The sequence below is a fragment of the Thioclava arctica genome, from assembly GCF_040892615.1.
Taxonomy (GTDB): domain Bacteria; phylum Pseudomonadota; class Alphaproteobacteria; order Rhodobacterales; family Rhodobacteraceae; genus Thioclava; species Thioclava arctica.
In genome coordinates this window covers 211,761-237,019 of record NZ_JBFRYC010000001.1, presented here as the reverse complement: position 1 = coordinate 237,019, position 25,259 = coordinate 211,761, and the positions used below count along the sequence as shown (strand labels likewise).

General features: G+C 61.6%; 22 protein-coding genes. 8 read left to right on the top strand and 14 right to left on the bottom strand.

The window, feature by feature from the left end; genetic code table 11:
- Positions 1–259 precede the first annotated feature (259 nt).
- On the top strand, positions 260–1,333 hold the full coding sequence (locus tag AB4874_RS01255) for a PRC-barrel domain-containing protein (protein WP_368390640.1): 1,074 nt from the start codon (positions 260–262) through the stop codon (positions 1,331–1,333).
- 81 nt (positions 1,334–1,414) lie between these two features.
- Here the strand turns inward: AB4874_RS01255 and AB4874_RS01250 are convergent, their stop codons facing one another.
- Positions 1,415–2,401 (bottom strand): 2-hydroxyacid dehydrogenase, encoded by a 987-nt coding sequence (locus AB4874_RS01250; protein ID WP_368390639.1) that lies wholly within the window; start codon positions 2,399–2,401, stop codon positions 1,415–1,417.
- A gap of 183 nt (positions 2,402–2,584) precedes the next feature.
- On the opposite strand from AB4874_RS01250, the gene AB4874_RS01245 reads away from it, so the two are divergent.
- Positions 2,585–3,268, top strand: coding sequence for an SH3 domain-containing protein (locus AB4874_RS01245; protein WP_368390638.1), 684 nt, complete (start codon positions 2,585–2,587; stop codon positions 3,266–3,268).
- Positions 3,269–3,312: 44 nt separating this feature from the next.
- Positions 3,313–4,197: a cation diffusion facilitator family transporter gene (locus AB4874_RS01240; protein WP_295535918.1), complete on the top strand. Its 885-nt coding sequence runs from the start codon at positions 3,313–3,315 to the stop codon at positions 4,195–4,197.
- A 110-nt stretch (positions 4,198–4,307) separates the two neighbouring features.
- On the opposite strand, the gene AB4874_RS01235 is transcribed toward AB4874_RS01240, so the two are convergent.
- From AB4874_RS01235 to AB4874_RS01200, 8 genes are all read right to left on the bottom strand, one after another.
- Complete coding sequence (locus AB4874_RS01235) at positions 4,308–6,329, bottom strand: M3 family metallopeptidase (protein WP_368390637.1); 2,022 nt, start codon at positions 6,327–6,329, stop codon at positions 4,308–4,310.
- A 53-nt stretch (positions 6,330–6,382) separates the two neighbouring features.
- The gene (locus AB4874_RS01230) at positions 6,383–7,237 is read right to left on the bottom strand and encodes an amino acid ABC transporter permease (RefSeq protein WP_368390636.1); all 855 of its coding nucleotides are present in this window, start codon (positions 7,235–7,237) and stop codon (positions 6,383–6,385) included.
- On the bottom strand, positions 7,179–7,961 hold the full coding sequence (locus tag AB4874_RS01225) for a transporter substrate-binding domain-containing protein (RefSeq protein ID WP_368390635.1): 783 nt from the start codon (positions 7,959–7,961) through the stop codon (positions 7,179–7,181). The genes AB4874_RS01230 and AB4874_RS01225 overlap by 59 nt, the downstream gene beginning before the upstream one ends.
- A gap of 33 nt (positions 7,962–7,994) precedes the next feature.
- Entirely contained in the window at positions 7,995–9,050 is a 1,056-nt protein-coding gene (locus tag AB4874_RS01220; RefSeq protein WP_368390634.1) for a HesA/MoeB/ThiF family protein, read from the bottom strand.
- A 3-nt stretch (positions 9,051–9,053) separates the two neighbouring features.
- A complete protein-coding gene (gene dut / locus AB4874_RS01215) occupies positions 9,054–9,524 on the bottom strand; it encodes a dUTP diphosphatase (protein ID WP_368390633.1) in 471 nt (156 codons plus the stop codon).
- Between the two features lie 125 nt (positions 9,525–9,649).
- Positions 9,650–10,858: a bifunctional phosphopantothenoylcysteine decarboxylase/phosphopantothenate--cysteine ligase CoaBC gene (coaBC, locus tag AB4874_RS01210; protein ID WP_368390632.1), complete on the bottom strand. Its 1,209-nt coding sequence runs from the start codon at positions 10,856–10,858 to the stop codon at positions 9,650–9,652.
- A gap of 59 nt (positions 10,859–10,917) precedes the next feature.
- On the bottom strand, positions 10,918–11,733 hold the full coding sequence (locus AB4874_RS01205) for a ChaN family lipoprotein (RefSeq protein ID WP_368390631.1): 816 nt from the start codon (positions 11,731–11,733) through the stop codon (positions 10,918–10,920).
- The gene (locus tag AB4874_RS01200; RefSeq protein WP_295535897.1) at positions 11,730–12,608 is read right to left on the bottom strand and encodes an RNA polymerase factor sigma-32; all 879 of its coding nucleotides are present in this window, start codon (positions 12,606–12,608) and stop codon (positions 11,730–11,732) included. Before AB4874_RS01200 ends, AB4874_RS01205 begins: the two co-directional genes overlap by 4 nt.
- Before the next feature lie 434 nt (positions 12,609–13,042).
- Between AB4874_RS01200 and AB4874_RS01195 the strand changes: the two genes are divergently transcribed.
- The gene (locus tag AB4874_RS01195) at positions 13,043–14,554 is read left to right on the top strand and encodes a YifB family Mg chelatase-like AAA ATPase (RefSeq protein WP_368390630.1); all 1,512 of its coding nucleotides are present in this window, start codon (positions 13,043–13,045) and stop codon (positions 14,552–14,554) included.
- Here AB4874_RS01195 and AB4874_RS01190 read toward each other — a convergent pair.
- From AB4874_RS01190 to rsmI, 4 genes are read right to left on the bottom strand one after another with little or no spacing between them, the layout of a single operon-like run.
- Entirely contained in the window at positions 14,535–15,443 is a 909-nt protein-coding gene (locus AB4874_RS01190) for an alpha/beta hydrolase (RefSeq protein WP_368390629.1), read from the bottom strand. The genes AB4874_RS01195 and AB4874_RS01190 overlap by 20 nt on opposite strands.
- Before the next feature lies 1 nt (position 15,444).
- Complete coding sequence (gene gshB / locus AB4874_RS01185; protein WP_368390628.1) at positions 15,445–16,386, bottom strand: glutathione synthase; 942 nt, start codon at positions 16,384–16,386, stop codon at positions 15,445–15,447.
- Positions 16,387–16,446: 60 nt separating this feature from the next.
- Positions 16,447–16,812: a YraN family protein gene (locus tag AB4874_RS01180; protein WP_368390627.1), complete on the bottom strand. Its 366-nt coding sequence runs from the start codon at positions 16,810–16,812 to the stop codon at positions 16,447–16,449.
- A complete protein-coding gene (gene rsmI, locus AB4874_RS01175; RefSeq protein WP_295535883.1) occupies positions 16,809–17,723 on the bottom strand; it encodes a 16S rRNA (cytidine(1402)-2'-O)-methyltransferase in 915 nt (304 codons plus the stop codon). The genes AB4874_RS01180 and rsmI overlap by 4 nt, the downstream gene beginning before the upstream one ends.
- 97 nt (positions 17,724–17,820) lie before the next feature.
- Between rsmI and AB4874_RS01170 the strand changes: the two genes are divergently transcribed.
- Genes AB4874_RS01170 through murJ form a run of 3 tightly spaced genes read left to right on the top strand, consistent with a single transcriptional unit; the run spans position 17,821 to position 23,389 of the window.
- On the top strand, positions 17,821–19,002 hold the full coding sequence (locus AB4874_RS01170) for a penicillin-binding protein activator (RefSeq protein ID WP_368390626.1): 1,182 nt from the start codon (positions 17,821–17,823) through the stop codon (positions 19,000–19,002).
- 48 nt (positions 19,003–19,050) lie between these two features.
- Positions 19,051–21,834 carry a [protein-PII] uridylyltransferase gene (locus tag AB4874_RS01165; RefSeq protein WP_497029036.1) on the top strand — a complete coding sequence of 928 codons (2,784 nt, stop codon included), beginning with the start codon at positions 19,051–19,053 and terminating at the stop codon, positions 21,832–21,834.
- Between the two features lies 1 nt (position 21,835).
- Positions 21,836–23,389 (top strand): murein biosynthesis integral membrane protein MurJ, encoded by a 1,554-nt coding sequence (gene murJ / locus AB4874_RS01160; RefSeq protein WP_368390625.1) that lies wholly within the window; start codon positions 21,836–21,838, stop codon positions 23,387–23,389.
- Here the strand turns inward: murJ and AB4874_RS01155 are convergent.
- Entirely contained in the window at positions 23,386–24,072 is a 687-nt protein-coding gene (locus AB4874_RS01155; protein WP_295535874.1) for a rhomboid family intramembrane serine protease, read from the bottom strand. The two genes, murJ and AB4874_RS01155, sit on opposite strands and share 4 nt — an antisense overlap.
- A gap of 122 nt (positions 24,073–24,194) precedes the next feature.
- On the opposite strand from AB4874_RS01155, the gene trpS reads away from it, so the two are divergent.
- Positions 24,195–25,235: a tryptophan--tRNA ligase gene (gene trpS, locus AB4874_RS01150; protein ID WP_368390624.1), complete on the top strand. Its 1,041-nt coding sequence runs from the start codon at positions 24,195–24,197 to the stop codon at positions 25,233–25,235.
- Positions 25,236–25,259 lie beyond the last annotated feature (24 nt).

Sequence of the window (25,259 nt, the reverse complement as noted above, 5' to 3'; positions counted from 1 at the left end):
CAATGCCCCGTTTCACCGCGCGCGCAATCCGTTGCAGCCGACATTCGCGCGACAAAAACGACATGGGCGTATGATGGCGCCGACTTTGGGATGTCACGCCGCGATGGGGCGTGGGGCGCAAAAAGTTCCCTCAAAAAGAGAAAATATTTCACATCCTCGCACAGGAACTGTGCAGCGATCCACGTGTTGAGAGCACATCCAAGGGCAACGGCGCGCCAAATTGCGTCACCGCCCGACAGACTTCTTAAGGTAGAAGATGATGAAAAAGCTAGTCACAACCACCGCAATCGGCCTGATGCTTGCGCTGCCCGTTTCCGTGCAAGCGCAAACCAGCACCAACGGAACTGCCAACACCGGTTCCGCGCAGGTCAACGTACAGGCCAACAGCACCTCCGACATGTTCTTTAAGGTGATTCCGCATTCGATCACCGCCTCGGACCTGATTGGCAAACGGGTTTATGTCTCGGAAAAAGACATGAGCACGAGCAAGCCGATCAAAGCTGCGGATCAGAACTGGAATGATATCGGTGAAGTCAGCGATGTCGTGCTTGGCATGGATGGCAGCGTGAATGCCGTTCTTGTCGATGTCGGCGGGTTCCTTGGCATGGGCGAGAAGACCGTCGCAATCTCGATGAATTCGCTGAGCCTGGTCCCCGATGGCGACACGGAAAATTCGTATTTCGTCGTGGTGAAAGGCGACAAGGCGATGTTGGATAATGCGCCTGCCTTTGATGGCAATATGAGCAAACAGCTGATGGATTCGAGCCAAACCGAAGCCTCCGCGATGGAAAACACGGCCGCGACGGCTGCATCCAAGGCCAAAGCTGGCATGGAACAGACCGGCGACAATGCCAAGGCAATGGCCACCAACGCCGCAGAGAAATCCAAGCAAATGGCCTCCGACACCGGGCAAGCCGTGAAGAATGCTGCGGATAAAGCGGGTGAAGCCACCAAAGATGCGGCTGCGAAAACCGGTTCGGCGCTTGATAACGCCGTCGATTCGACCGCCGCTGCGGTGGGCATGGCGGGTCAGGCAGATGCCAAGAGTGGCGTGGCTGTCGATATCGCAACGATTGACGCCGACTCGCTGCATGGCGAAGGCGTCTATGGCCCCAATGACGACAAGGTCGGCGATATCTCGAAGCTTGTGAAATCCTCGGATGGCAAGTTGAGCGGTGTTGTGATCGATGTCGGTGGCTTTATCGGGATCGGCGCGAAACCGGTCGAGATCAAGGCCAGCCAGTTGACCGTTCTGAAAAACGACACCTCGATTACGGTGCACACTGGCCTGACCGAAGAGCAGTTGAAATCGCTGCCGAAATACGAGGAGTAATCGCCTTTCGCGATGACTTGAACAGCGTGTAACGCGTTAATTGCGAAGGCCCCGAGAGCGATCTCGGGGCCTTTTGCTGCCTTAAACCATTGCGGGCACAACCAAGTCCGGCGGGCGATGCCCATCGGCGAAGGTCTTGATATTGATCAAAACTTTCTCGCCCATCTCGACGCGCCCCTCAACCGTGGCCGAGCCCATATGCGGCAACAGCACCACGTTTTTCTGCGCGCGCAGACGGGGATTGATCTCGGCGCCATGTTCGAACACATCCAGCCCCGCCCCGCCCAGATCGCCCGCGCGCAAGGCCCGCGTCAGCGCGTTTTCATCGATCACCTCGCCGCGCGAGGTGTTCACGATCACCGCCTCGGGTTTCATCATTTGCAAGCGGCGCGCGTTGAGCAGATGGAAGGTCGAGGGCGTATGCGGGCAGTTCACCGAGATCACATCCATCCGCGACACCATCTGATCGAGGCTCTCCCAATAGGTCGCCTCGAATTCGGCCTCGATATCAGGATGCAGTTTTTTGCGGTTGTGATAGTGGATTTGCATGCCGAAAGCGCGCGCACGCCGCGCCACGGCCTGCCCGATCCGCCCCATTCCGAGAATGCCCAGCCGCTTGCCACCAATCCGGTGGCCCATGAACGCCGTGGGTGCCCAGCCCTGCCAATCGCCGCTTTGCATATGCGCCAACCCTTCGGGGATGCGCCGGGTGACGGCCAGAATCAGCGCCATCGTCATATCGGCGGTGTCTTCGGTGACAACACCGGGCGTATTGGCGACCAAAACCCCACGTTGGCGCGCCGAGGACACGTCAATATGATCGACCCCGGCGCCGTAATTTGCGATCAGTTTCAGCCGCTCGCCAGCTTGCGCCAGCATGCTTGCGTCGATCCGATCGGTGACGCACGGCACCAGCACATCGGCGCGTTTCATCGCATCGACAAGTTGCTCACGGCTCATTTTCGCGTCTTCGGCGCTCAGTTCGACCTCGAACAATTCCTTCATCCGGGTCTCGACGCTATCGGGCAAGCGTCGCGTCACGACAACACTTAGGCGCTCTGCGGGCATGTTGAGCCTCTCCTCTCTTCCAAAGCGGATCTCTTGGGTGCAAACTGACGCTCAACGGGGGCAGGCACAAGGCCCCGAACGAGCGAAAATGGCCCATTGCGACAGTATTGCGTAATTTTATTGCGCAGCCGCCGAAAACTACCGGTGGCGCTAGGACAAAGGCCGAGGGGCAAGAGGCAGAGAATGACCAAAGGCACGTTTTTGGCAGCGCTAAGCGGCATGGCGATTCTGGGCCTGATGGCGTGGAGCGGCCATCGCGCGGCGCATGCCAATTCCGACGGCGCCTCTGTCAGCGCCGCCGCCAAGCCGATGCCAAAGCCCGCACAGACCGATGCGAGCAAAGCACCGCCTGCCTCAAACACTACCGCTGCCGCCCCTGCCCCCACTGCCGCCTCTGACATTCCTGCCGATGCGGTCATGCTTAACCCGCTTGATCATCGCGGCCCGGTCACCCATTTGCCGCTGCCGCGCTTTGTTTCGCTCAAAGGGTCCAAGGGCAATGCGCGGCGCGGCCCCTCGCTCTCGCATCGCATCGACTGGGTGTTCACCCATCCCGGCATGCCGCTGAAAGTTACCGCCGAATTTGGCCATTGGCGCCGGGTCGAGGACCGGGACGGTCAGGGTGGCTGGATTCACTACACCCTGATTTCCGGGGTGCGCCATGTCGTGATTACGCAAGATATGGCCTCGCTGCACGCCCGCCCCGATGAAAAGGCCGAGGTCGTGGCCAAAGCGCAAACGGGCGCAATTGCACGGCTCGACAGTTGCAACCGCACGTGGTGTGAGATCGACGCTGACGGGGCCCAAGGCTGGCTGCCAAAAACCGAAATTTGGGGCGTGGATGACAATGAGCCGGGTGACGAATAAGCCGCTTTGCGCTACATCTTGGGGGCGCAACGGCGGCGAAGCTGATGGCTTATAGTGAAACAGACACAAAGTTGAACGCCTCGGCGGGGATCGCGTCGGTTGGCGTGGCCGCTGTGCTGGTGGCGCTCAAACTGTGGGCCTTGTGGCAAACCGGGGCTCTGTCGGTGGCCGCGTCACTGGCCGATAGCGCGGTCGATCTGATCATCTCGGCGGGCGGATTGGCCGCGATCCTCTATGCTGCCAAGCCCGCTGATGACGATCACGCCTTTGGCCATTCCTCCGCCGAGGATCTGGCCGCTTTGGGCCAATCGCTGGTCATTCTCGCCTCAGCAGGGGTGATCGGCTATTCGGCAATCCACCGCCTGATGGCCCCTACCCCGCATCCGCTAAGTGCACAAACCGCCGGAATCGTGGTGATGGTGGTCTCGGCCTTGGTGACAGGCGCGCTGATCTGGTGGCAAAGCCGGGTCGCGCGGGCAACGGGCAACAAAGTCGTGGCCGCGGATCGGCTGCATTATGTCGGCGACCTGTTGCCCACCTTGGGCGCGATTGGCGCGCTATGGGTGTCGCGTGCGTTTGGTTGGGGTCAAATTGACAGCATGGTTGCGCTGATTGCCGCGGCTTGGATGATCTTGGGGGCCGTGCATATCGGGTCAGGGGCGTGGAATGCGCTGATGGATCGCGCCGCCCCCAATGAGGTAATCGACGGCATCGCCAAAATCGCGCGCGCCCATCCCGGTGTGCGTGGCTTTCATGACCTCAAAACCCGCACCGCAGGCGCGCAGATTTTCGTCAATCTGCATATTGAGCTGGATGGCGATCAAACTCTGGAACAGGCCCATGACATCGGCGCCGCTCTCAAACGCGAAATCCTGACCGCCTATCCCCAGACCGATGTGATCATTCACAAGGATGTCTGGCGGGGCTAGCGCTGGGGGCGCTGCCCCCAAACCCCCGGAGTATTTCAGGCTAGATGAAAGACTACCGGTTTCATCTAGCCCTAAATACTCCCGCCGGAGGCACCTTTGCTCTCTCCAAGTCAGGCGGCGGGATCGAGCAGACCACGCCCTTTAAGCAGCGGTTCAACGCCCGGCATCCGGCCGCGAAACGCAGTATATAGCGCATCTGGCGTACACGAATTGCCCGCCGACAGGATGAATTTCTCCAGCTTTTGCGCGGTCTTGGGATCAAAGGCGTCGCCCGCCTCCTCAAAGGCCTCGAACGCATCGGCATCCATCACCTCAGACCACATGTAGCTGTAATAGCCCGAGGAATAGCCGTCACCGGAGAAGATATGGCCGAAATTCGGTGTCGCATGGCGCATCCGGATTGCGTGGGGCAGACCGATACCCGCAAGCACCTCAGACTGTTTCGTCATCGGATCCTCCGGGGCCGCGTCCTCGTGAAAGGCCAGATCGACCAAAGCTGACGCCAGATATTCCACCGTGGAAAATCCCTGATCGTAGGTGGCCGCGCCTTTCAGCTTGGCGCGCAACGCCTTGGGCATCACCTCGCCGGTCTCGTAATGGCGCGCGTGGCGTTCCAGAACTTCGGGCTCATCCAGCCAGTGTTCGTAAAGCTGGCTCGGCAATTCAACGAAATCGCGCGCCACGGAGGTGCCCGAGATGAAGGAATAGGTCACATCCGAGAGCATCTGGTGTAGTGCATGGCCGAATTCATGAAACAGCGTGCGTGCATCGTCATGGCTAAGCAATGCGGGATCGCCCTTGGCAAAGTTGCACACGTTCACCACGATTGGAACGACCTCCCCGCCCAGTTTCTTTTGGCTGCGCATCGCCGAACACCACGCCCCCGAGCGTTTCGAGCCGCGCGCGAAATAATCCCCGAGGAATACGGCGATCGTTTTGCCTTTGCGCGAAACTTCCCAGCCGCGCACATCGGGGTGATAGAATGGCCCTTCAAGCGGCTTAAACTCCAACCCGAACAGGCGGTTGGCGGTGTCAAACGCCGCCCCGATCATCGCATCCAGCGACAGGTAAGGTTTGATCTGGCCCTCGTCGAAATCATGCTCGGCAACGCGGCGCTTTTCGGAATAATAGCGCCAGTCCCAGGGCTCCAGATCGCCATTCACACCGTCTGCATGCATCATCTCGGACAGCTTTTCGGCATCCGCCTCGGCGGCGGCTTTGGCGGGGGCCCAGACGCACATCAGCAGGTCGCGCACGGCGGCGGGGGTCTTGGCCATTTCGGGCTCAAGCTTATACGCGGCAAAGCTGTCATAGCCGAGCAGCTTGGCGCGTTCCGCGCGCAGCTTCAAAATCTCGGCGGCGATGGCGCGATTGTCGGTTTCCCCGCCATTGGCACCGCGCGCGACCCACGCCTCATAGGCGAGGCGGCGCAGCTCGCGATTGGGCGAGAATTGCAAGAACGGCACGATGAGCGAGCGCGAGAGCGTCAGAACCGGGCCCTGCGCGCCGCGTTCTTCGCCTGCGGCACGCGCGGTTTCGATAACGAAATCGGGCAAACCCGCAAGATCGTCATCCGACATCGGGCGGAACCAGTCGCGCTCGTCTGCCAGCAGGTTCTGGCTGAACTGCGTGGTGATCGTGGCAAAGCGTTCCTTGATCGCCTTCATCCGCTGCGCGGGCGCGCCCTCAAGCGCGGCCCCGGCGCGGGTGAACATCTGGTGATAGAGCTCCAGCACACGCGCCTGCTCGGCGCTCAGACCCAGAGCGTCGCGGTTTTGCCAAAGCTGGTCGATGCGCGCAAACAGCGCCTTGTTCATCGTGATCTCAGACGAAAACGCCGCCAGTTTCGGGGCAAGATCGCGCATCAAGGCTTCGCGCGCGGGCGTGGCATCGGCCCCGGCGAGATTGTAAAATACGCCGGAAACCTTATCGAGGGCACCATCGGATTGCTCCATCGCCTCAATCGTATTGGCAAATGTCGGCGCGTCCGGATTTTCGGCAATCTGCACCGTTCTGGCGCGCGCATCGCTGAGTGCGGCTTCGAAGGCGGGCGCGAAATCATCATCGGTGATCTGTGCGAAGGGCGGCAACTGATAAGGGCCGGTCCAGTCGGTCAAAAGCGGGTTGGTCATGGGAGGTCTCCTTTGGCCCTAAGCTAGGGCTTGGTGCGCCAAAGAACCAGTGCTCAGCTATCTGTGCTCTGCCCGCGCCTGCGCAAACGCATCTCGATCTGACGCAGCCCGAGCGAGAGCGAAATCGTCATCACCAGATAGATCAGCGCGACGACATTATAGGTTTCGAAATAGCGGAAATTCCCGGCGGCCGCGACTTTGCCAAGCTGGGTGATATCGGCGACGCCCAGCACCGAAACCAGCGAGCTGTCCTTGACCATCGCGACGAAATCATTACCCAGCGGCGGCAGGATTGTGCGGAAGGCCTGCGGGAACACGATCAGGCGAAAGCGCAGCCAACCGCTGAGGCCCAGTGCTTCGGCGGCCTCGACCTGACCGCGCCCGACCGAGGCCAGACCTGCGCGAAACACCTCGGCGATGAAGGCGGAATAGGCCAGCACCAGCGCCAAAATCGCGCGCCAAAGCAGGGAAACATTGCGCGTCGATGCCTCGGGCAGGCCCAGCGCATTCCACCCCGCCACTAACATCGGCACCAGCGCGAAGGCGACATACAGCAGCAAAACGATGATCGGAACGCCGCGCATCACCTCAATGTAAAGCCGCGAGATTTGACGCAGGATCGCATATCGCGACAGCGCCCCCAGCGCCAAGATCAGCCCCATCGCCATCGCCCCGACAAAGGCCACCACCGTCACAAACAGCGTGATCGTGATGCCTTTGGAAACGGTGGCGAGAATGCGGGTATAGACCGGGTCAGTGCCAAATTGCCAAAACACCGCCGCGCCCGCCGCACCCAGCACGACAAGCCACCACGGGAAATCACGGCGGGTCTTGGTGGGGGGCAGCGGCTTAGTTCCCCATTTTGTAATCGAGGAACCACTTGGTATTGAGCGCATCCAGCGTGCCATCGGCCCTCATCGCCGCAATCGCAGCATTGACCGGCGCCACCAGATCCGAGCCCTTGGGAAAGATGAACCCGAAATCCTCTGATCCAAGCGGCGCACCCACTACCTTGAGCTTGCCGTCCGAGGCCGCAACCAGCCCGTTGGCGGCTGTGGAATCGGTCAAGACCAGATCAACATCGCCCGATTCCAGCGCCTGCACGCCTGCGCCAAAGGTCTCAAACATCTTGATGCGCGGGTTGGCCTCATTTCCATCCAGCACGTCATACACACCGACATAAAACGGCGTGGTGCCGGGCTGGGCGGCCATCAACAGCTTGGGGTCGGCGGCAAAGCCCTTGGCATTCTCAAAGCGGCTTTCATCGCCACGCACCAGCATACGCATCTCCGAGCGCATATAGGGGGCTGAAAAATCCACCGCCTCCTTGCGATCATCACGAATGGTGATGCCATCCATCCCGATATCATATTGCCCGGACGACACCGCCGGGATCATCGCATCCCAGCTGGAGTTTTGATAGCTCACCTTCATATCCAGGCGCTTGGCGATCTCGTTCATCGCGTCATATTCCCAGCCAACCGCCTTGCCGCTTTTGTCGATGAATTGCAGCGGCGGATAGGCATTCTCCGAAACGACAACCACCTCTTTGCCCTTGAGATCGGGCAGATCAGCAGCCACGGCAGGAAGCGCAAAAAGCGACAAAAGGGCAGCAAGCAAGACGCGTTTCATGACAGCACTCTCCAATAGCGGTTTGGCCAAAGGCTAAGACGGGGCGGGCGAACTGTCCAGCGCTCCGCAGACCACGCAATCGCGATTACGCCGCACCGAAATCTGGCGGCTTTCCCCCCAAAGCGCGTCATAAATCATCAACCGCCCGCGCGCCGATTGTCCCGCGCCGGTGATCTCTTTGATCGCCTCGGCCGCCATCATCGCGCCCACCACACCGGGCAGCGCGCCCACCACCCCCGCCTCTGCACAAGAGGGCGCAAGGCCCGGCGCAGGGGCCTGTGGGAAAAGACAGGCATAACAGGGCGCATCATGGGCCGGATCATACAGCGAGACCTGCCCCTCCCATTGCGCGATCGCCCCCGATATCAACGGCTTGCCTGCTGCCACACAGGCGGCATTCACCAGATATCGGGTTTCGAAATTGTCCGAGCCGTCGATCACCAGATCATATTCGGCAATCAAATCGGGAGCGTCCGTCGCGCTCAGTCGGCGCTGATAGGGCAAGATTTCGATATGCGGATTGAGTGCTGCCAACGCCCGTTGTGCCGAAAACACTTTCGCCACACCAATATCGCGATCGCGATGCAACACCTGTCGCTGCAAGTTGGAATTGGACACTACATCATCATCGACAACCCCGATCCGGCCCACGCCCGCCGCCGCAAGATAAAGCAACACCGGAGAGCCAAGCCCCCCCGCGCCAATCACCAACACCTTGGCGGATTTGAGTTTTTTCTGCCCCGGCCCACCGATCTCGCGCAGCATGATATGGCGCGCATAGCGATCCAGCTCCGCGCCCGAGAATTGGCCCGGTTTCGCAGGTGCGGGGGCGGGATCATGCGCGCGGGCGCGAATGGCGCGCAACATCGCGCGATAGGCCAACACCAGCGCTGCCACGACCCCAAGCCCCAACCAGCCCGCCAGAGATCCGCCCAAGCTCTGCCCAAGCGGCGCCAGCGCCCTCACCGGAAGATGCGCGATCACCAACGCCAGCCAAATCAGCCCAAGCATCGCCCAGATCGTACGTGCGGACGCGCGCATCACCACCCCCAAGCCAAGGATCGCGGCCAACAAAACAAGACCCAGCATCGCCTAGCGCACCCCAGTGGAGCCAAAGCCCCCCTGCCCGCGCGCGGTCTCGCCCAAATCCTGCGCGACCTCAAACTGGGCCTGCACCACCGGCGCAATGATCGCCTGAGCGATGCGCGCGCCATGTTCGATCCGATAGGGCTCATGGCCCAGATTGATCAGCAACACCCCAAGCGGCCCCCGGTAATCGGCATCAATCGTGCCGGGCGTATTGGGTAAGCTGATCCCATGCTTCAGCGCCAACCCCGAGCGCGGACGGATCTGCATTTCAAATCCGCACGGTATCTCTACGCGCAGCCCGGTCGGGATGATCGAACGCTGCATCGGATAGAGGGTGAAACCGCTGTCTCGATCCTCGGGCAAAAGATTTGCGCGAATATCAGCCCCCGCCGCCTGTGCGCTTTCATAGCCGGGCAGCGCAATCGCCGGATCCGCCCAATCCTCGCGCAGAACCTTGATGGTCGGTGTGGTCATCTTGCTCTCCCTGCCCCGAGTGGGCGCGCGTGAAGTCACGGTCGGATGCCTCCGGCGGGAGTATTTTAGGCTAGATGAAAGGGCGGCGTTTCATCTAGCCAGAAATACTCCTCGCGGAGCGTCCCTCAGTTTGTCTTGGCCCCGAGGGCGGTAGCGATGCGCGCGGCCAACCGCCGCGCGGTGTCTGTCTTGCTCATGCGCTGCCAGTGTTCGACACCCTGCGCGTCAATCAGCGTCACCGCATTCTCGCTTCCGCCCATGATGCCGGTTGCGGGGCTGACATCATTGGCCACGATCCAGTCACAGCCCTTGCGCGCGCGTTTTTCAGTGGCGTGGCGTTCGACGTCATGGGTCTCGGCGGCAAAGCCCACGACCAGCGTAGGGCGCCCCGTTGGCATCTGCGACACCTGCGCCAGAATATCGGGGTTTTGGGCAAATTCGAGTGTGGGCATCGTGCCGGAGCCGTCTTTTTTCATCTTTTTGGACGCGGCGTTTTCCACCCGCCAATCGGCCACTGCGGCGGCGAAAATGGCGGCATCAGCGGGCAATGCGGCCTCTACCGCCGCTTGCATTTCACGGGCGGTCTCCACCCGCGTCACCGTCACGCCTTCGGGGGGCGCCACGCTGGCCGGGCCAGTGATAAAGCTGACCCGCGCGCCCAGATCGCGCAGCGCCTCGGCCAGCGCCGTGCCCTGTGCGCCCGAGGAGCGATTGGCGATATAGCGCACCGGATCAATTGGCTCGTGGGTCGGGCCAGAGGTGACAAGAATATGGCGGCCCTTGAGCGGGCCATCCGACAGCGCCGCCTTGATATCAGACAGGATTTCAAGCGGTTCCACCATCCGCCCTGGGCCGAATTCACCGCACGCCATGTCACCATCCGTCGGTCCTGCAAACAACACGCCATCGGATTTGAGTGTGGCGATATTGCGTTGGGTCGCGGCATGCTCCCACATCCGCACATTCATCGCAGGCGCGATCAAAACGCGTTTGTCTGTCGCGAGTAGCAGCGTCGAGGCCAGATCATTGGCCAATCCTTGCGCCATCTTCGCCATCAGATCGGCGGTGGCGGGCACAACGACGACCAGATCGGCCGCGCGACTAAGCTGGATATGGCCAATCTCGGCCTCATGGGTCAGATCGAACAGATCGCTATGCGCGGCTTCGCCTGCCAGAGACGAGATCGTGAGTGGCGTGACGAACTGCGCCCCCGCCCGCGTCAAAACAGGCGTCACCGCCGCCCCCGCCGCGCGCAGGGCGCGGATCAGCTCGGGCGTTTTAAAGGCCGCGATACCGCCGCCGATGATCAACAGGATGCGTTTGCCCGCAAGCATTTGCCCCTCCGCAATAGGTTGAGCTTAGGTCTAAGCGGCACGGCGCGCCCGCGCAAGGTTCACTTGAACGCGGCGCAGGGGTCGTCGCGGGGCGTCGGGGGCGTGATGATCCACTGATCAAAGGGCTGATCGGGAGATGCCGGGTCGTCTGGCGCGGCCTCAATCTGGCCGATCGCCACGATTTTTGCCGCCGGATCAAGTTTGCGTAGCAAGGCGGGCACGGCTCGATCGGTGCGGGCATGACCCGCCCCCGTGATCAACACAACCGGGCCGCCGGTGTCGTCATAGGCTTGCTGAACGGTGCGCGCAAAAGCGGCATCGCGATAGCGCTGCGCCGCTACCATGCCGGGCAGTAGTTTTGCGGGCAGCGCGTTGCAGTGATCCGCCATCGCCTCGGCCTCGAGCTGTTTTTGCAAGGCGTCGGGATAGGGGTGATCCAGCCCATAGCGCGCGGCATCCGCGCCAAAAACCTCGGGCAAGGGCGTGGTCATGGCACTGCGCACCACGTCGCGCGGCTCTGCGGCACCATAGATGCGCGCTTCACCCAAGGCTTTGAAAATTGGGTAATATATCGCGAAATCTGGCCAGCCTGCCTGCTCCCAGTCCAAGGCCTTTTCAAGCGCTTTTTCGTCTTTTAACAGGCCGGGGGTGATCTTGGCGGCTTGCGCGGGGCTGAGCATCTCAAACACCACTGCCTTGGGTTTGATCGCCGCGATCGCGCGCGCCTGATTGAGGTGATGGGTCGGGTTGTCGTGGATTTCGCCCAGCACGACGATATCGCCGGAAAGATGATCAAGCGCAGTAGCAGAAATCTCCTCGGCATGGGCCGGGGAGATCAGCGTCAAGCTCAGCAGCGCGGCGAGAAGCGTCTTCATACGAAGAAGCTTTGCACCTCGCCCTGATGGCATTCAAGAGATTTCCGCATCTTGCCAAAGGCCTGCGCCTCAAGCTGGCGGATGCGTTCTTTAGACAGGCTCAGTTCTTCGCCAAGGCTTTCCAGCGTGCGTGGATCTTCGATCAGGCGGCGCTGCGTTACGATGTATTTCTCCCGGTCGGTCAGGCGTTCCATCGCCTCTCCGAGCCAATTTTTCATCGTTAAGCCGTCATGGCTCTCTGCGACGCTTTCCTCGGGGTTGGCACTCTCATCTTCCAGCGTGTCGACCCATTCGCGGCCTTCTTCATCGCTGGATTGCGTGGCGTTGAGCGAGAAATCAGAGCCTGACAGGCGGCCTTCCATCATCTCGACATCATGGATCGGAACGCCGATCACCTCGGCGACGCGCAGGCGCAATTGCAGCGCATCCAGCTGGATGCCCTCTTGCTGTGCCTCGCGGGCAAGCTGGGCCTGCACCCGGCGCATGTTGAAAAACAGCGATTTCTGCGACGAGGTCGACCCGGTGCGCACCATCGACCAGTTGCGCATCACGAATTCCTGGATCGAGGCCTTGATCCACCAAACCGCATAGGTAGAGAACCGCACGCCGCGTTCCGGGTCAAACTTGTCGGCGGCTTTCATCAGCCCAAGCGAGGCTTCTTGGATCAGGTCGTTCATCGGGGCGCCGTAGCGGCGGAATTTCGACGCCATCGAAATTGCGAGGCGCATATAAGCGGTCACCAAACGATGCAGGGCCTGTTCGTCGCGGTGATCGCGCCACGCGCGGGCCAAATTGGCCTCTGTGTCGGCGTCGAGGAATTCCGCGCGCATCGCTTGGCGCGGCAATGTTTCGTCTGTCATACCATCGAGTGCCATTACCAGTCTCCCCGGGTCTCCCGCCCAATCGGCGCCACTTGAACGCGTGGCTGCATTGCTGACCCAATGCGCTTGCCATGAAAAGGTTCCTCACGGAATTGTTGATTTCTGCGGATAAGTTTGTGCGCCGCAGCACCTTGACGAAGGCTCATCAATTAAATCCGCGTCTTTTCAATGGCGTAGGGTGATAGATCACAAAGCTGCGCGCCTGTGAAACCATAAGCTTGCTCACGTTTTCTTGACTCGCGAGCGTTCCCTTGCAACATTTTACTCGCCGTCTTGCTTGCACGCACTATACGAAAGATCGGCTACGGTATGATTTTGGGCGCGATTAGCCCCCACCGGCGAAATGTGAGTCGCCCCTCAGTCGTGTTAACCTTTCATAAACCATGCGCCTTTACCCCTTGAATGAGCGGGGCAAAGGATGGGGAAACATGGTCGCCAAGACCTACACCGTAGCGTTTGAGGGCGTTGAGGCGCGCAGCGTCGAAGTGCAATGCGCCCTGTCCGAGGGGTTGCCCGGATTTGCCATCGTGGGCTTGGCAGACAAGGCTGTGTCCGAAGCGCGCGAGCGGGTGCGCGCCGCGCTTGGCGCGCTTGCCATTGCGATGCCGATGCAAAAGATCACGGTCAATCTGTCGCCCGCCGACATGCCCAAAGAGGGCTCGCATTTTGATCTGCCCGTGGCGCTGGCCCTACTTGCAGCCCTTGGTCTGGTGCCCCCGGAACGCGCCGAGTCGGTGGTGGCGATTGGCGAGTTGGCGCTGGATGGACGGCTGGTGGGCGTGGCGGGCGCGCTGCCTTCCGCGCTGGCGGCTGCGGAAAACGGGCGCGATCTGATCTGTCCGAAATCCTGTGGCGCCGAGGCGGCGTGGGTCGGGGCGACCGATGTGTTTGCCCCGGCCACGCTTAGCGAGGCGATCGCGCATCTCAGCGGGCGCGCCCCGCTGGAACCCGCCCGCCCCGGTCTGCTCGACCCGCCCATATTGGCGCGCGATCTGCGCGATGTGAAAGGGCAGGAACGTGCCAAGCGCGCGCTGGAAATCGCCGCCGCGGGGCGTCATCACATGATGATGATTGGCGCGCCGGGATCGGGAAAGTCGATGCTGGCGGCCCGCCTGCCCTCGATTCTGCCGCCCCTGACCCCGACCGAAGCGCTGGAAACCTCGATGATCCATTCGCTTTCGGGGCTGCTTGGCGAAGGTGGGATCTCGCGCGCCCGCCCCTTCCGCGAGCCCCATCACACCGCATCGATGGCCGCGATGATCGGGGGCGGGCGTGGCGCGCGCCCCGGTGAGGTCAGTCTGGCCCATAATGGCGTGCTGTTCATGGACGAGTTTCCCGAATTTCCCCGCGCCGTTCTGGAAACCCTGCGCCAGCCGATCGAGACCGGAGAAGTCGTGGTCGCGCGCGCCAATGCCCATATGCGCTACCCGTGCCGGTTCTTGCTAATCGCGGCGGCCAATCCCTGTAAATGCGGCTATCTTGGCGATCCGGCACGGGCCTGTTCGCGCGCACCGACCTGTGGCGAGGATTATCTTGGCAAGGTCTCGGGGCCGCTGATGGACCGCTTTGATCTGCGCATCGAGGTCCCCCCCGTCGCCTTCAACGATCTTGATCTGCCCGCCAGTGGCGAAAGCTCTGGCGCGATTGCAAAGCGCGTTCAGGCCGCGCGCGATGTGCAAACGGCGCGCTTTGAGGGGCATGCATCCGTGCGCGTCAATGCCGAAGCCGAGGGCGCCCTTCTGGAAAAGATCGCGACGCCGGATGCGCAAGGGCGCGAGATGCTGACGCGGATGGCGGAAAGATTCGGGCTCTCGGCGCGCGCCTATCACCGTGTGTTGCGGGTCGCGCGCACGATTGCCGATCTCGAACATGACGCCGATGTGCGCCAGCCCCATATTGCCGAGGCGCTCAGCTATCGCATCAGCGCAATGGCAAGTTAAGCATACGTCGCGCAGCCTTACCCGCATCTTCAAGCGCCGCGCGCGCCTCGGGAAGACGGCCGTCGAAAAACTGCCAGGCATGGGGCGCTTTGGGCCAGCTTTGCACCGTGACATCGGCACCAAACGCGCGCAACCGTTCGGCCATGCGCAGGGAATCGTCACACAGGAGTTCCGTCATCGAATGCTGGATCAAAACCGGCGGAGCCGCCGGGAAATCGGCGAATAACGGCGAGACCGACGGGTCATCGCCTGCGACCGCGCCACGCGCCTGCACGCTGGCCTGCTCGACCCGCTCCGACGGCAAAAGCACCTCGGATTTCGCATTCTGGCGAAAACTTTCGCTCGAACAGCTTAGATCGGTCCAAGGAGAAAAGGTGATCACCCCGGCGGGCCGCGTGCCCGCGCGGCACAGATGCGCCAGCAACAGCAAAGCCAGACCGCCCCCCGCACTATCGCCCGCCAAAACGATGCGCTCGGGCGCATAGCCCATCTCGATCAACCCCTGCCAGGCGGCAACGGCATCCTCAAGCGCAGCAGGCAGCGGGTGTTCGGGGGCGCGGCGATAGTCTGGCATGATCACATCAAGCCCGGAGAGCTTGGAGAACCGCCCCGCCATCGCGCGATACATGCTGGGCGAGCCCGCGAAATAGCCCCCGCCATGCAAATACAGCATCACCGCATCCGGCGCGACCCGGCCAACGCGCGCCGACACACAGGGCACCCCACCATATTGCGTCTGCAACAGACACAGCCCCTTGGGCTCTATCACGACCCAACTGGCCAGACGCTCCATCGCACGGCGCGCCAGCACCGGGTCCTCTATCGCACGCATCCGCCGTTTCGTGATGTTGCGCAAAATCAGGTTCAGAAAGCTCTGTTGTAATGACACGTCAGCTCCGTTTCGCCTCGATCGCCTCCCAGATTTGGGCAGCAATATTAACCCCGTCAAAGCGTTCCAATTCTTGAATGCCCGTGGGCGAGGTCACGTTGATTTCCGTCAGCCAATCGCCGATCACGTCAATACCGACGAAAATCTGCCCCTTTTCGCGCAGGACAGGACCAATGGCTGCGCAAATTTCACGGTCGCGCGCACTCAGCGCCACCTTCTCGGGCCGCCCACCGACATGCATGTTGGACCGAGTCTCACCCGCCGCAGGCACCCGGTTGATTGCGCCCACTGGCTCGCCATCGACCAGAATGATGCGCTTGTCCCCTTTCGCCACCGCGGGCAGAAATTTCTGCGCGATCAGGGGCTCGTTATTGATTCCCATGAACAGCTCATGCAGCGAGGACAGGTTGCGATCGTTCGGGTCAAGGCGGAACACTCCCGCGCCACCATTGCCGTAAAGCGGTTTGAGAATGATGTCGCCATGCTGCGCCTTGAACGCACGAATCGTAGCCAGATCACGCGCGACCAATGTCGGGGGGGTCAAATCCGGGAAGTTCAGCACCAAAAGCTTTTCCGGCGAGTTGCGCACCCAGAACGGATCATTGACGACAAGAGTGGCGGGGTGGATTCGTTCAAGAAGATGGGTGGTGGTAATATAGCCCATGTCGAACGGCGGATCTTGGCGCAGCCAGACCACATCCCAATCGGCAAGATCGACTTCGACCTCGTCGCCCAGCGTAAAATGATTCCCCTGTTCGCGGCGCACATGAAGCGGCCAGCCGCGCGCCAAGATACGGCCTTCGCGATACATCAGCCGGTCGGGCGTGTAGTAAAACAACTCGTGACCGCGCGCCTGCGCCTCTTCGGCGATGCGAAAGGTGCTATCGGCGTCAATATTGACCGCCGCGATCGGATCCATCTGAATTGCGACTTTCAAGCCCATCTGCGTCCCCTTTGCAATCAACCCTTGATGCAATGTGGTGCGCCGGGATGCAATCGCAACTCACATTCCGAAATAAGCGTTCTGCAAAATCTTGATCTGCCCCTGCTCGTCCACCAATGCCAAATCGAATCGTACCTTGCGGTTGCAATTGGCTGGGGCTGGAAACTTCATCAGATATTCTTGCACTGATACAGTGATCCGCTGCATCTGGCGCGCCGACAGTCGTTGTACGGCCCGTTCATGCGAACGCGATTTCTTAACCTCAACGAAGATCACCGTGTCGCCATCGCGTGCGATCAGGTCAATTTCGCCCCCATAGCGGCCCCGCCAGCGGTGTTCAGAAATCGGCTGGCCCGCATCCTCGTAGCGGCGCGCAACCTGTTGTTCGGCCGCAAGCCCGGAATAGTAGGAAAGTGCACCGCTCATGTCTTCTTCTCCATTTCGAGGGCCGCCTGATAGACCTCCCTCCGGGGAAGACCAAGCGCCTGCGCCACCTCGGACACCGCATCCTTCATGCTTTGGCGCGCCAAGGCGAGCCGCAGCATTTTATCCAATTCCTCTGGTCCTGCCGCAGGGCCATGCGCCCGATCAACCAGCACCACAATTTCACCTTTGACCGGCGAGTCTTCGAGCCCTTGCGCGATGTCTTGCAGCGTGCCGCGCCGCACTTCTTCAAAGCGTTTGGTCAATTCACGACACAGCGCCGCCTCTCGATGTTCACCGAATGTTTTCACGCAATCTCTTAACATCGCGTTAACACGCTTGGGGCTTTCGTAAAAAACAAGCGTTGCCGGGATATCACGAAAGGTGGCTAGCCATTTTTGCCGGGCTGCGCTGGCATTGGGGGCAAACCCTGCAAAAAGAAACCGATCGCTGGGCAGGCCCGAGACCGTCAAGGCCGCCAGCACCGCCGAAGGGCCGGGCGCGGCATAGACGCGATACCCTTCGGCAATCACGCTACGTCCCAGTTGAAAGCCGGGATCTGCCACCAGCGGTGTGCCCGCCTCAGAGGCATAGGCCACCGACTGACCGTCTTGCAAAGCACGCAGCAAACGCGGGCGCATCGCCTCTCCGTTGTGGTCGTGATAGGCAACGATCTTGCGCCCCGCCAGCGGCACGCCGTGAATTTCCATCAGATGGCGCAGGCTGCGGGTATCCTCAGCGGCCAAAACATCAGCCGAGCGCAAAATATCGAGGGCGCGCAAGGTGATGTCGCGCGCGGCCCCAATCGGCGTGGCGATAAAATGCAACCCCGGCGCAAGTGGCACCAAACGCCCCTCGCCCGCTGCGCCTGCCCCCTCAAGCGCGATCTTGCCGGTTTCGTTCTCTTGCTGCATCACCTGCTCCTTGAAGCGTGAGTATCGTTTACTTCGTGCGACGATCCGCATAGAATTTGGTCAAGCCATTTTTGCGCATCGAGCCGAAGGACCTATCATGTTTGCCCTGATCCGTAACACCCGTGCACGCGCTGCACAAATCGTAGCGCTTTTCTCGGCGCTTTGGCTGGCAGCTTGCAACCCAACCGGACCGATCGGGGGCAATAGCGGACAACGCATCGACACCTCGGCCCCCGTCACGGTAGCGCTGCTGGTGCCCGCAGGTTCGGGCAACTCGGGCGATGAAACGCTGGCACGCGCACTGAAGAACGCAGCCGACATGGCCGTGGCCGATTTGAAAGGGGTGCGCATCGATCTGCGCGTCTACAACACCGGCGGTCAGGCAGGTCAGGCCGCTGCGATGGCAAACAAGGCGGTCGATGACGGCGCCAAGATCATTCTGGGTCCGGTGTTCGCGCAATCGGCCAATGCCGTAGCGGTGGCCGTGGCCCCGCGCAACGTCAATGTACTGGCCTTCTCGAACAACACCGATATCGCGGGGGGCAACCTTTTCGTGCTTGGCCCGACCTTCCCCAACACCGCCGAGCGGTTAGTGCGCTATGCTGCGCGTCAGGGCAAGCGCCGGATCATGGTCGTGCATGAGGACACCGCCGCCGGCTCGGTCGGGGCCGCCGCGATCCAGACCGCGATTGCGCGCAACGGCGCGACGCTGGCTGGCGTCACCAATTATCCGTTCTCCCAGCAAGGGGTGGTCTCTGCCGCGCCGAAAATCGCTGAACGCGTGAAGTCGGGCGATGTGGATGCGCTGTTCCTGACCGCTGACACGGCAGGCGCGCTGCCGCTGTTGTCCCAGCTTTTGCCGGAAAACGGCGTCAACTCGCAGAGCACGCAATTCATCGGCCTGACCCGCTGGGATATTCCGCCCGCGACCCTGTCGCTTCCGGGCGTGCAAGGTGGCTGGTTCGCCGAACCCGATCCCAATCTGCAGGCGCAATTCGTGCAACGCTATCAGGCCGCTTATGGCAGCGCGCCGCATCCGATTGCCGGGCTCGCCTATGACGGGATTGCCGCCATCGGGGCGCTGATCAAATCGGGCAACCCGAATGCGCTGACCCGGCAGGGGCTGACCCAGCCCTCGGGCTTTGTTGGCGTGAACGGCGTATTCCGCCTGCTGCCCGATGGCACGAATGAGCGTGGTCTGGCGATTGCGCAGGTCAGCAACGGGCAAGCCGTGATCATCGATCCCGCGCCGCGCAGCTTTGGTGGGGCCGGGTATTAAGACCCGGCTGCCGATTTCCTTCGCCTTCCAGCAAGGCCTATTCGAGACGTGACCAAAGCCGTGAGCACTGCGCAGTCGTTTACCCCGCAGGAGTCTGGGGGCCCGCTCCTTCTTCGGGAGACCGGGGTTTTCGAGGCGCTCGAGATCGCGCTTGAGGGGATTGAGGAGGCGCGCGATCTGCGCTCGGCCACCGTGGCCTTTCTGGCGCACGAGCGCGAGCAGGCCTGTGCGGCAATTGAGGCCGATTTCGCCACCCATCCGCGGGCCGCGCGCGTCACCGTCGAGGCCTATGCGCAGATGACCGATGGCATCGTATGCTCGGTCTTGCGGGTGGCGACAACGCGGCTTCACCGGCTTGGCAGCCCGACCGAGGCCGAGCGGTTCTCGGTTCTCGCGGTCGGCGGATATGGCCGGTCTGAAATGGCGCCGCATTCCGATGTCGATCTGTTGTTCTTGACGCCCTACAAGGTCACGCCTTGGGCCGAGAGCGTGATTGAATCGATGCTCTATATGCTGTGGGATCTCAAGCTGAAGGTGGGGCATTCCTCGCGTACCTTGGACGATTGCATCCGGCTCGGGCGCGAAGACATCACGATCCGCACCGCCTTGCTGGAGCACCGCTATGTCGGGGGCGATACCGGGCTGGCGGAAGCGCTGTCAAAGCGGCTGCGCCATGACCTGTTTGAAGGCACCGAGGGCGAATTCATCGAGGCCAAGCTAGAGGAACGCGCCCAGCGGCACCGCCGTCAGGGCGGGCAGCGCTACGTGCTGGAGCCCAATATCAAAGAGGGCAAGGGCGGGTTGCGCGATCTGCAAACGCTCTATTGGATCGGCAAATATATCCACCATGTCGGGCGCGCGCGCGAGTTGATGGAGATCGGGGCCTTTTCCCCCGAGGAATACGCGACCTTCTATGCCGCTGAAGACTACCTTTGGGCGGTGCGCTGCCATCTGCATCTGATCGCAGGGCGCGCGGCCGATCAACTGAGTTTCGACATGCAAGTCGAGGTGGCCGAACGCATGGGCTATCGCGATCTGGCGGGTCGGCGCGCGGTCGAAGTATTCATGCAGGATTATTTCCGCCATGCTACGGCGGTGGGCGATGTGACGCGCATCTTCCTGACCAAGCTAGAGGCGCAGCACGTCAAGACCGCGCCGATGCTGCAACGCATTTTCCGCCGTCGCCGCAAGCTCAAGGCGCCTTACCGCGAGGATAACGGGCGGCTCAACGTGGCGGATGATGCCGCGTTTCTGGCCGATCCGGTGAACCTGCTGCGCATCTTTGAAGAAGCCTTGCGCACGGGGATGTTGATCCATCCCGATGCGATGCGGATGGTCTCGGCCAATCTCGATTTGATTGACGATTCGATCCGCACCGACCGCGAGGCGCAAAAGCTGTTCCTCGATCTGTTGCTCAAACATGGCAACCCGGAACGCGCGCTGCGCCGGATGAATGAGTTGGGTGTTTTGGCCGCCTTCATCCCCGAATTCGGGCCGATCGTGGCGATGATGCAATTCAATATGTATCACAGCTACACCGTGGACGAGCACACGATTCAGGTGATCTCGACGCTGGCCCAGATCGAGCGCGAAGAGCTGATCGAAGAGCTGCCGCTGTCGTCCAAAATCCTCGAAGAGGGGATCAATCGCCGCGTGATGTATGTCGCGCTTTTGCTGCATGATATCGGCAAGGGCCGCCCCGAGGATCACTCGATTTTGGGGGCGAAAATCTCGCGCAAGGTGGCCCCGCGTCTGGGGCTGAATGCCGAGGAATGCGAGACGGTGGAATGGCTGATCCGCAATCACCTGCTGATGTCGGATGTGGCGCAGAAACGCGACCTGTCCGACCCGCGCACGATCCGCGATTTCGCCCGTCAGGTGAAGTCGCGCAAACGGCTGGATCTGCTGACCGTGCTGACAGTGTGCGACATTCGCGGCGTTGGGCCCAATGTGTGGAACAACTGGAAAGCAAGCCTGCTGCGCAAGCTGCATACCGAAACCGCGCGCGCCCTTGAACATGGCCTTGAGGCGGTCAATCGCGATCAGCGCAGTTCTGAGGCCAAGCGCGCCCTGCGCCTTGTACTGGAACAGACTGGCGATTGGGACGGCAAGGAAATTCGCGCCGAATTGGGGCGTCATTACGATCCCTATTGGCAATCGCTCAACACCACCAATCACACGATCTTTGCAAGGTTGCTGCGCGGGTTGGACAATAGCGAAATTCGCATCGACCTGCATCCCGATGATGATCACGACGCCACGCGCGCCAGCTTCGCGCTGGCCGATCATCCGGGCATCTTCTCGCGGCTGTCGGGCGCGTTGGCGTTGGTGGGGGCGAACGTGGTCGATGCGCGCACCTATACCAGCAAGGACGGCTACGCGACCGCCGTCTTCTGGATTCAGGATGCCGAGGGCCACCCCTATGAGGCCTCCAAGCTGAGTCGTCTGCGCGGCATGATCGACAAGACGCTGCGTGGCGAGGTGATCGCGCGCGATGCGCTCAAAGATCGCGACAAGATCAAGAAACGCGAGCGCGAGTTTAAATTCCCGACCCATGTTGTTTTCGACAATGAGGGATCGGACATTTACACGATCATCGAGGTCGATACTCGCGACCGCCCCGGCCTGCTCTATGATCTGACCCGCGCGCTGGCGGCCAATAATATCTCGATCTCCAGCGCGGTGATCGCGACTTACGGAGCGCAGGTGGTGGATAGTTTCTACGTCAAGGACATGTTTGGGCTCAAGTTGCACTCGACGTCGCGCCAGCAGGCCTTGGAAAAGCGGCTGCGCGAGGCAATCGCCTCTGGCTCGAAACGGGCGGGCAACTAGGATGAAACCGATCCGGCTGGTGCGCGGCTTCCTGACGGTGGGCGGCTGGACAATGGCGAGCCGCGTGCTGGGATTTGCGCGCGACATGATGATCGCGGCCTATCTGGGTGCTGGCCCGGTGGCCGAGGCGTTTTTGATCGCCTTCTCGCTGCCCAACCTGTTTCGCCGCTTCTTTGCCGAGGGCGCGTTCAACACCGCCTTTATCCCGATCTTCTCGAAGAAACTTGAGGGCGGCGAGAATGCCCAAGGCTTCGCGCGCGAGGCCATGGGCGGGCTGATAACCGTTCTGATCGCGCTGAGTGTGGTTGCGATTGCCTTGATGCCGTGGCTGGTGCTGGCGATGGCCTCGGGTTTCGCCGCGGATGAGCGTTTCGCACTTGCCACCCAATATGGCCGCATCGCATTTCCCTATATTCTGTTCATCTCGCTCGGTGCGCTGCTGTCGGGTGTGCTGAATGCAGCAGGCCATTTCGCGGCCGCTGCCGCCGCGCCTGTCTTGCTGAACGTGACCTTCGTTGCGGCGATGATACTGGCCGATCACTTTGGCTGGCCGATCGGACCAGCGCTGGCTTGGGCCGTGCCGATCGCGGGCGTGGCGCAACTGACGCTGGTCTGGATCGCAGCGTGGCGGGCCGGGTTCAAGATCGTGCCCGCTCGCCCCCGTCTGAGCCCCGATATGAAACGCCTGATCCGCATCGCAATCCCTGCGATGCTGGCGGGCGGCGTGGTGCAGATCAACCTGCTGGTGGGTCGTCAGGTCGCCTCGCAGTTCGACGGCGCGATTGCGTGGCTCAACTACGCGGATCGGCTGTATCAACTGCCCCTTGGCGTGGTCGGGATCGCGATTGGCGTGGTGCTGCTGCCCGATCTGTCGCGCCGGTTGCGCGCGGGTGACGTGGCGGGCGGGCGCTATTCGTTTTCGCGCGCGGGCGAATTCGCGCTGCTGCTAACCATCGGCCCGGCGATTGCGCTGTTGGTGGCTGCGCTGCCCATCGTGTCGGTGCTGTTTGAGCGCGGGCGTTTCACCCATGCCGATAGCGTCGCGACCGCTTGGGCTGTGGCGATTTACGGCCTCGGCCTACCCGCTTTCGTGCTGCAAAAAGTGCTGCAACCGCTGTATTTTTCGCGCGAGAACACCCGCACGCCGTTTAATTACGCGCTGGTGGCGATGGGGGTGAATGTGGTGATCGCGGTCGGGCTTGCGCCGTTCATCGGCTATCTCTCGGCGGCGGTGGGCACCACGCTGGCAGGCTGGGCGATGGTGGCGCAGCTGTGGCTTGGCGCGCGTTCGATGGGCGAGGCGGCGCGGTTTGACGCCCGTTTTCTGCGCCGCGTGCCGCGTATCATCGTCTCGGCGGCCGTCATGGGCGCGCTGGTCTGGGCGATCTGCTGGGCGTTCCCGGCGGCCTTTACCGCGCCGGGGCTACGCGGGCTGGCGATGCTGGGCCTCGTGATCGTTGGGATGATCGCCTATTTCGGCACCGCCATCGCCATCGGCGCGGTGCATTTCGCCGACTTCCGCGCCGCGATGCGCCGGGGAAAAGGCGGCGCTTAACGCTTGCGCAAGCGCTGCAACGCGCGCTTCATCCCGCCCGGCGCCACAAAGAAGCTAAGCGTGAAACCGGACACAAAGCCCACAATATCCGCGATCCAATCGGGGCGCGCGCCAAAGATCATCGCAAAGATCAGCTGGATGCCCATCAAGGCCCCGATCAGCGAAAACGCCCGCATCTGGTTGGCATTCTCCTGTCCCAACCGCGTCCACAAGATCCAGGTGAACGCACCGATCAGCCCGTAATCGCCCGGATAGCCGCCATAAAGCCCGACCTGCGTGAAGGGCAGCAAGCCATAAACCAGCGCCCCGATCACGCTTGAGCCCAAGAACACCACTGCCACGGCGAGATTGGAAAACAACTCGCCCACCATTTTGCCCAGCGCCAGCAGGAATACGAGCACGAAAATCGCCTGCGTCACGCTGGCATGCACAAACGGGTAGGTCACCAGTCGCAGCATCTGCTGGGGCGGATATTGCCCGGTGTCGATCATCGCGCGCAACACCTGCGGCGAGAACGCGAATTTCTGCAACGCATCAAGGCGCCAGCCCGCCGCATCAGCCGCGCTCATCAGACCGCTCGCACCCAAGCCAAAGAACAATTCGGTCGCAATGATCGGTAGCGCCAGCAGCCACACGATGGGCGGCAAAGGGTTGATCGGGTTCTCGTTATAACCTTCGTGCATGGGCGCTCCGTTTGGGCGCGGGCTTGGTTGACGTCCCGCGCGCTTTAGCGATAAGCGAGCACAAGGCGGAATTCCACCCCCGTGCGGGCCTCCAACCCCCGCGCGCCCTCAGGAGCAAGATGATGAGCGACCAAATCCCCCCCCTCAACGCCAATTTCAAACCCCGGGTTTTTTCCGGCATCCAGCCCTCGGGCGGGCTGACGCTGGGCAACTACCTTGGCGCGTTGAAACGCTTTGCACAAAAACAGGATGAGGGGATCGAGACGATCTATTGCCTCGTCGATCTGCACGCCATCACCGTCTGGCAAGACCCCGAAGCGCTGCGCCGCCAGACTCGCGAGGCGGCGGCAGCCTTTATCGCCTCGGGTGTCGATCCGGCGCGCTCGATCCTGTTCAACCAAAGCCAGGTTTCGGCCCATGCAGAACTGGCTTGGGCGCTCAATTGCGTGGCGCGTCTGGGCTGGATGAACCGGATGACCCAGTTCAAGGACAAGGCGGGCAAGAATGCCGAGAAAGCCTCGCTGGGGCTATACGCCTACCCTGCGCTGATGGCGGCGGACATTTTGGTCTATCACGCGACGATGGTGCCAGTGGGCGAAGATCAGAAGCAACATGTCGAGCTGACGCGCGATATCGCGGCCAAGTTCAACCATGACTTCAAGGTCGATTTCTTCCCCGCCCCCGAACCGCTGATCGAGGGCACCGCCACCCGCGTCATGAGCTTGCGCGATGGCACGAAGAAAATGTCGAAATCCGACCCGTCGGATGCCAGCCGCATCAACTTGACCGATGATGCCGACACGATCGCCAAGAAAATCCGCAAGGCCACCACCGACCCGGCCGAATTGCCCGCCGAGATCGAGGGGCTCAAAGACCGTCCCGAGGCGCGCAATCTGGTGAATATCTACGCCGCTTTGGCCGATATGACCCCGGCGCAGGTGTTGGGCGAATATGGCGGCAAAGGGTTCGGGACGTTCAAACCCGCGCTGGCCGATCTGGCGGTTGCCAAGCTCAGCCCGATCAGCACCGAAATGGCGCGCCTGATGGCCGACCCTGCCGAGATCGACGCGATTTTGGGCCAAGGCGCAGATAAAGCCGATGCCATCGCGCGCCCGATCCTTGCGCAGACCTATGACATCATGGGTATGGTGCGCTCGCGCTAAGACAGGTTGGGGGGCGCTGCCCCC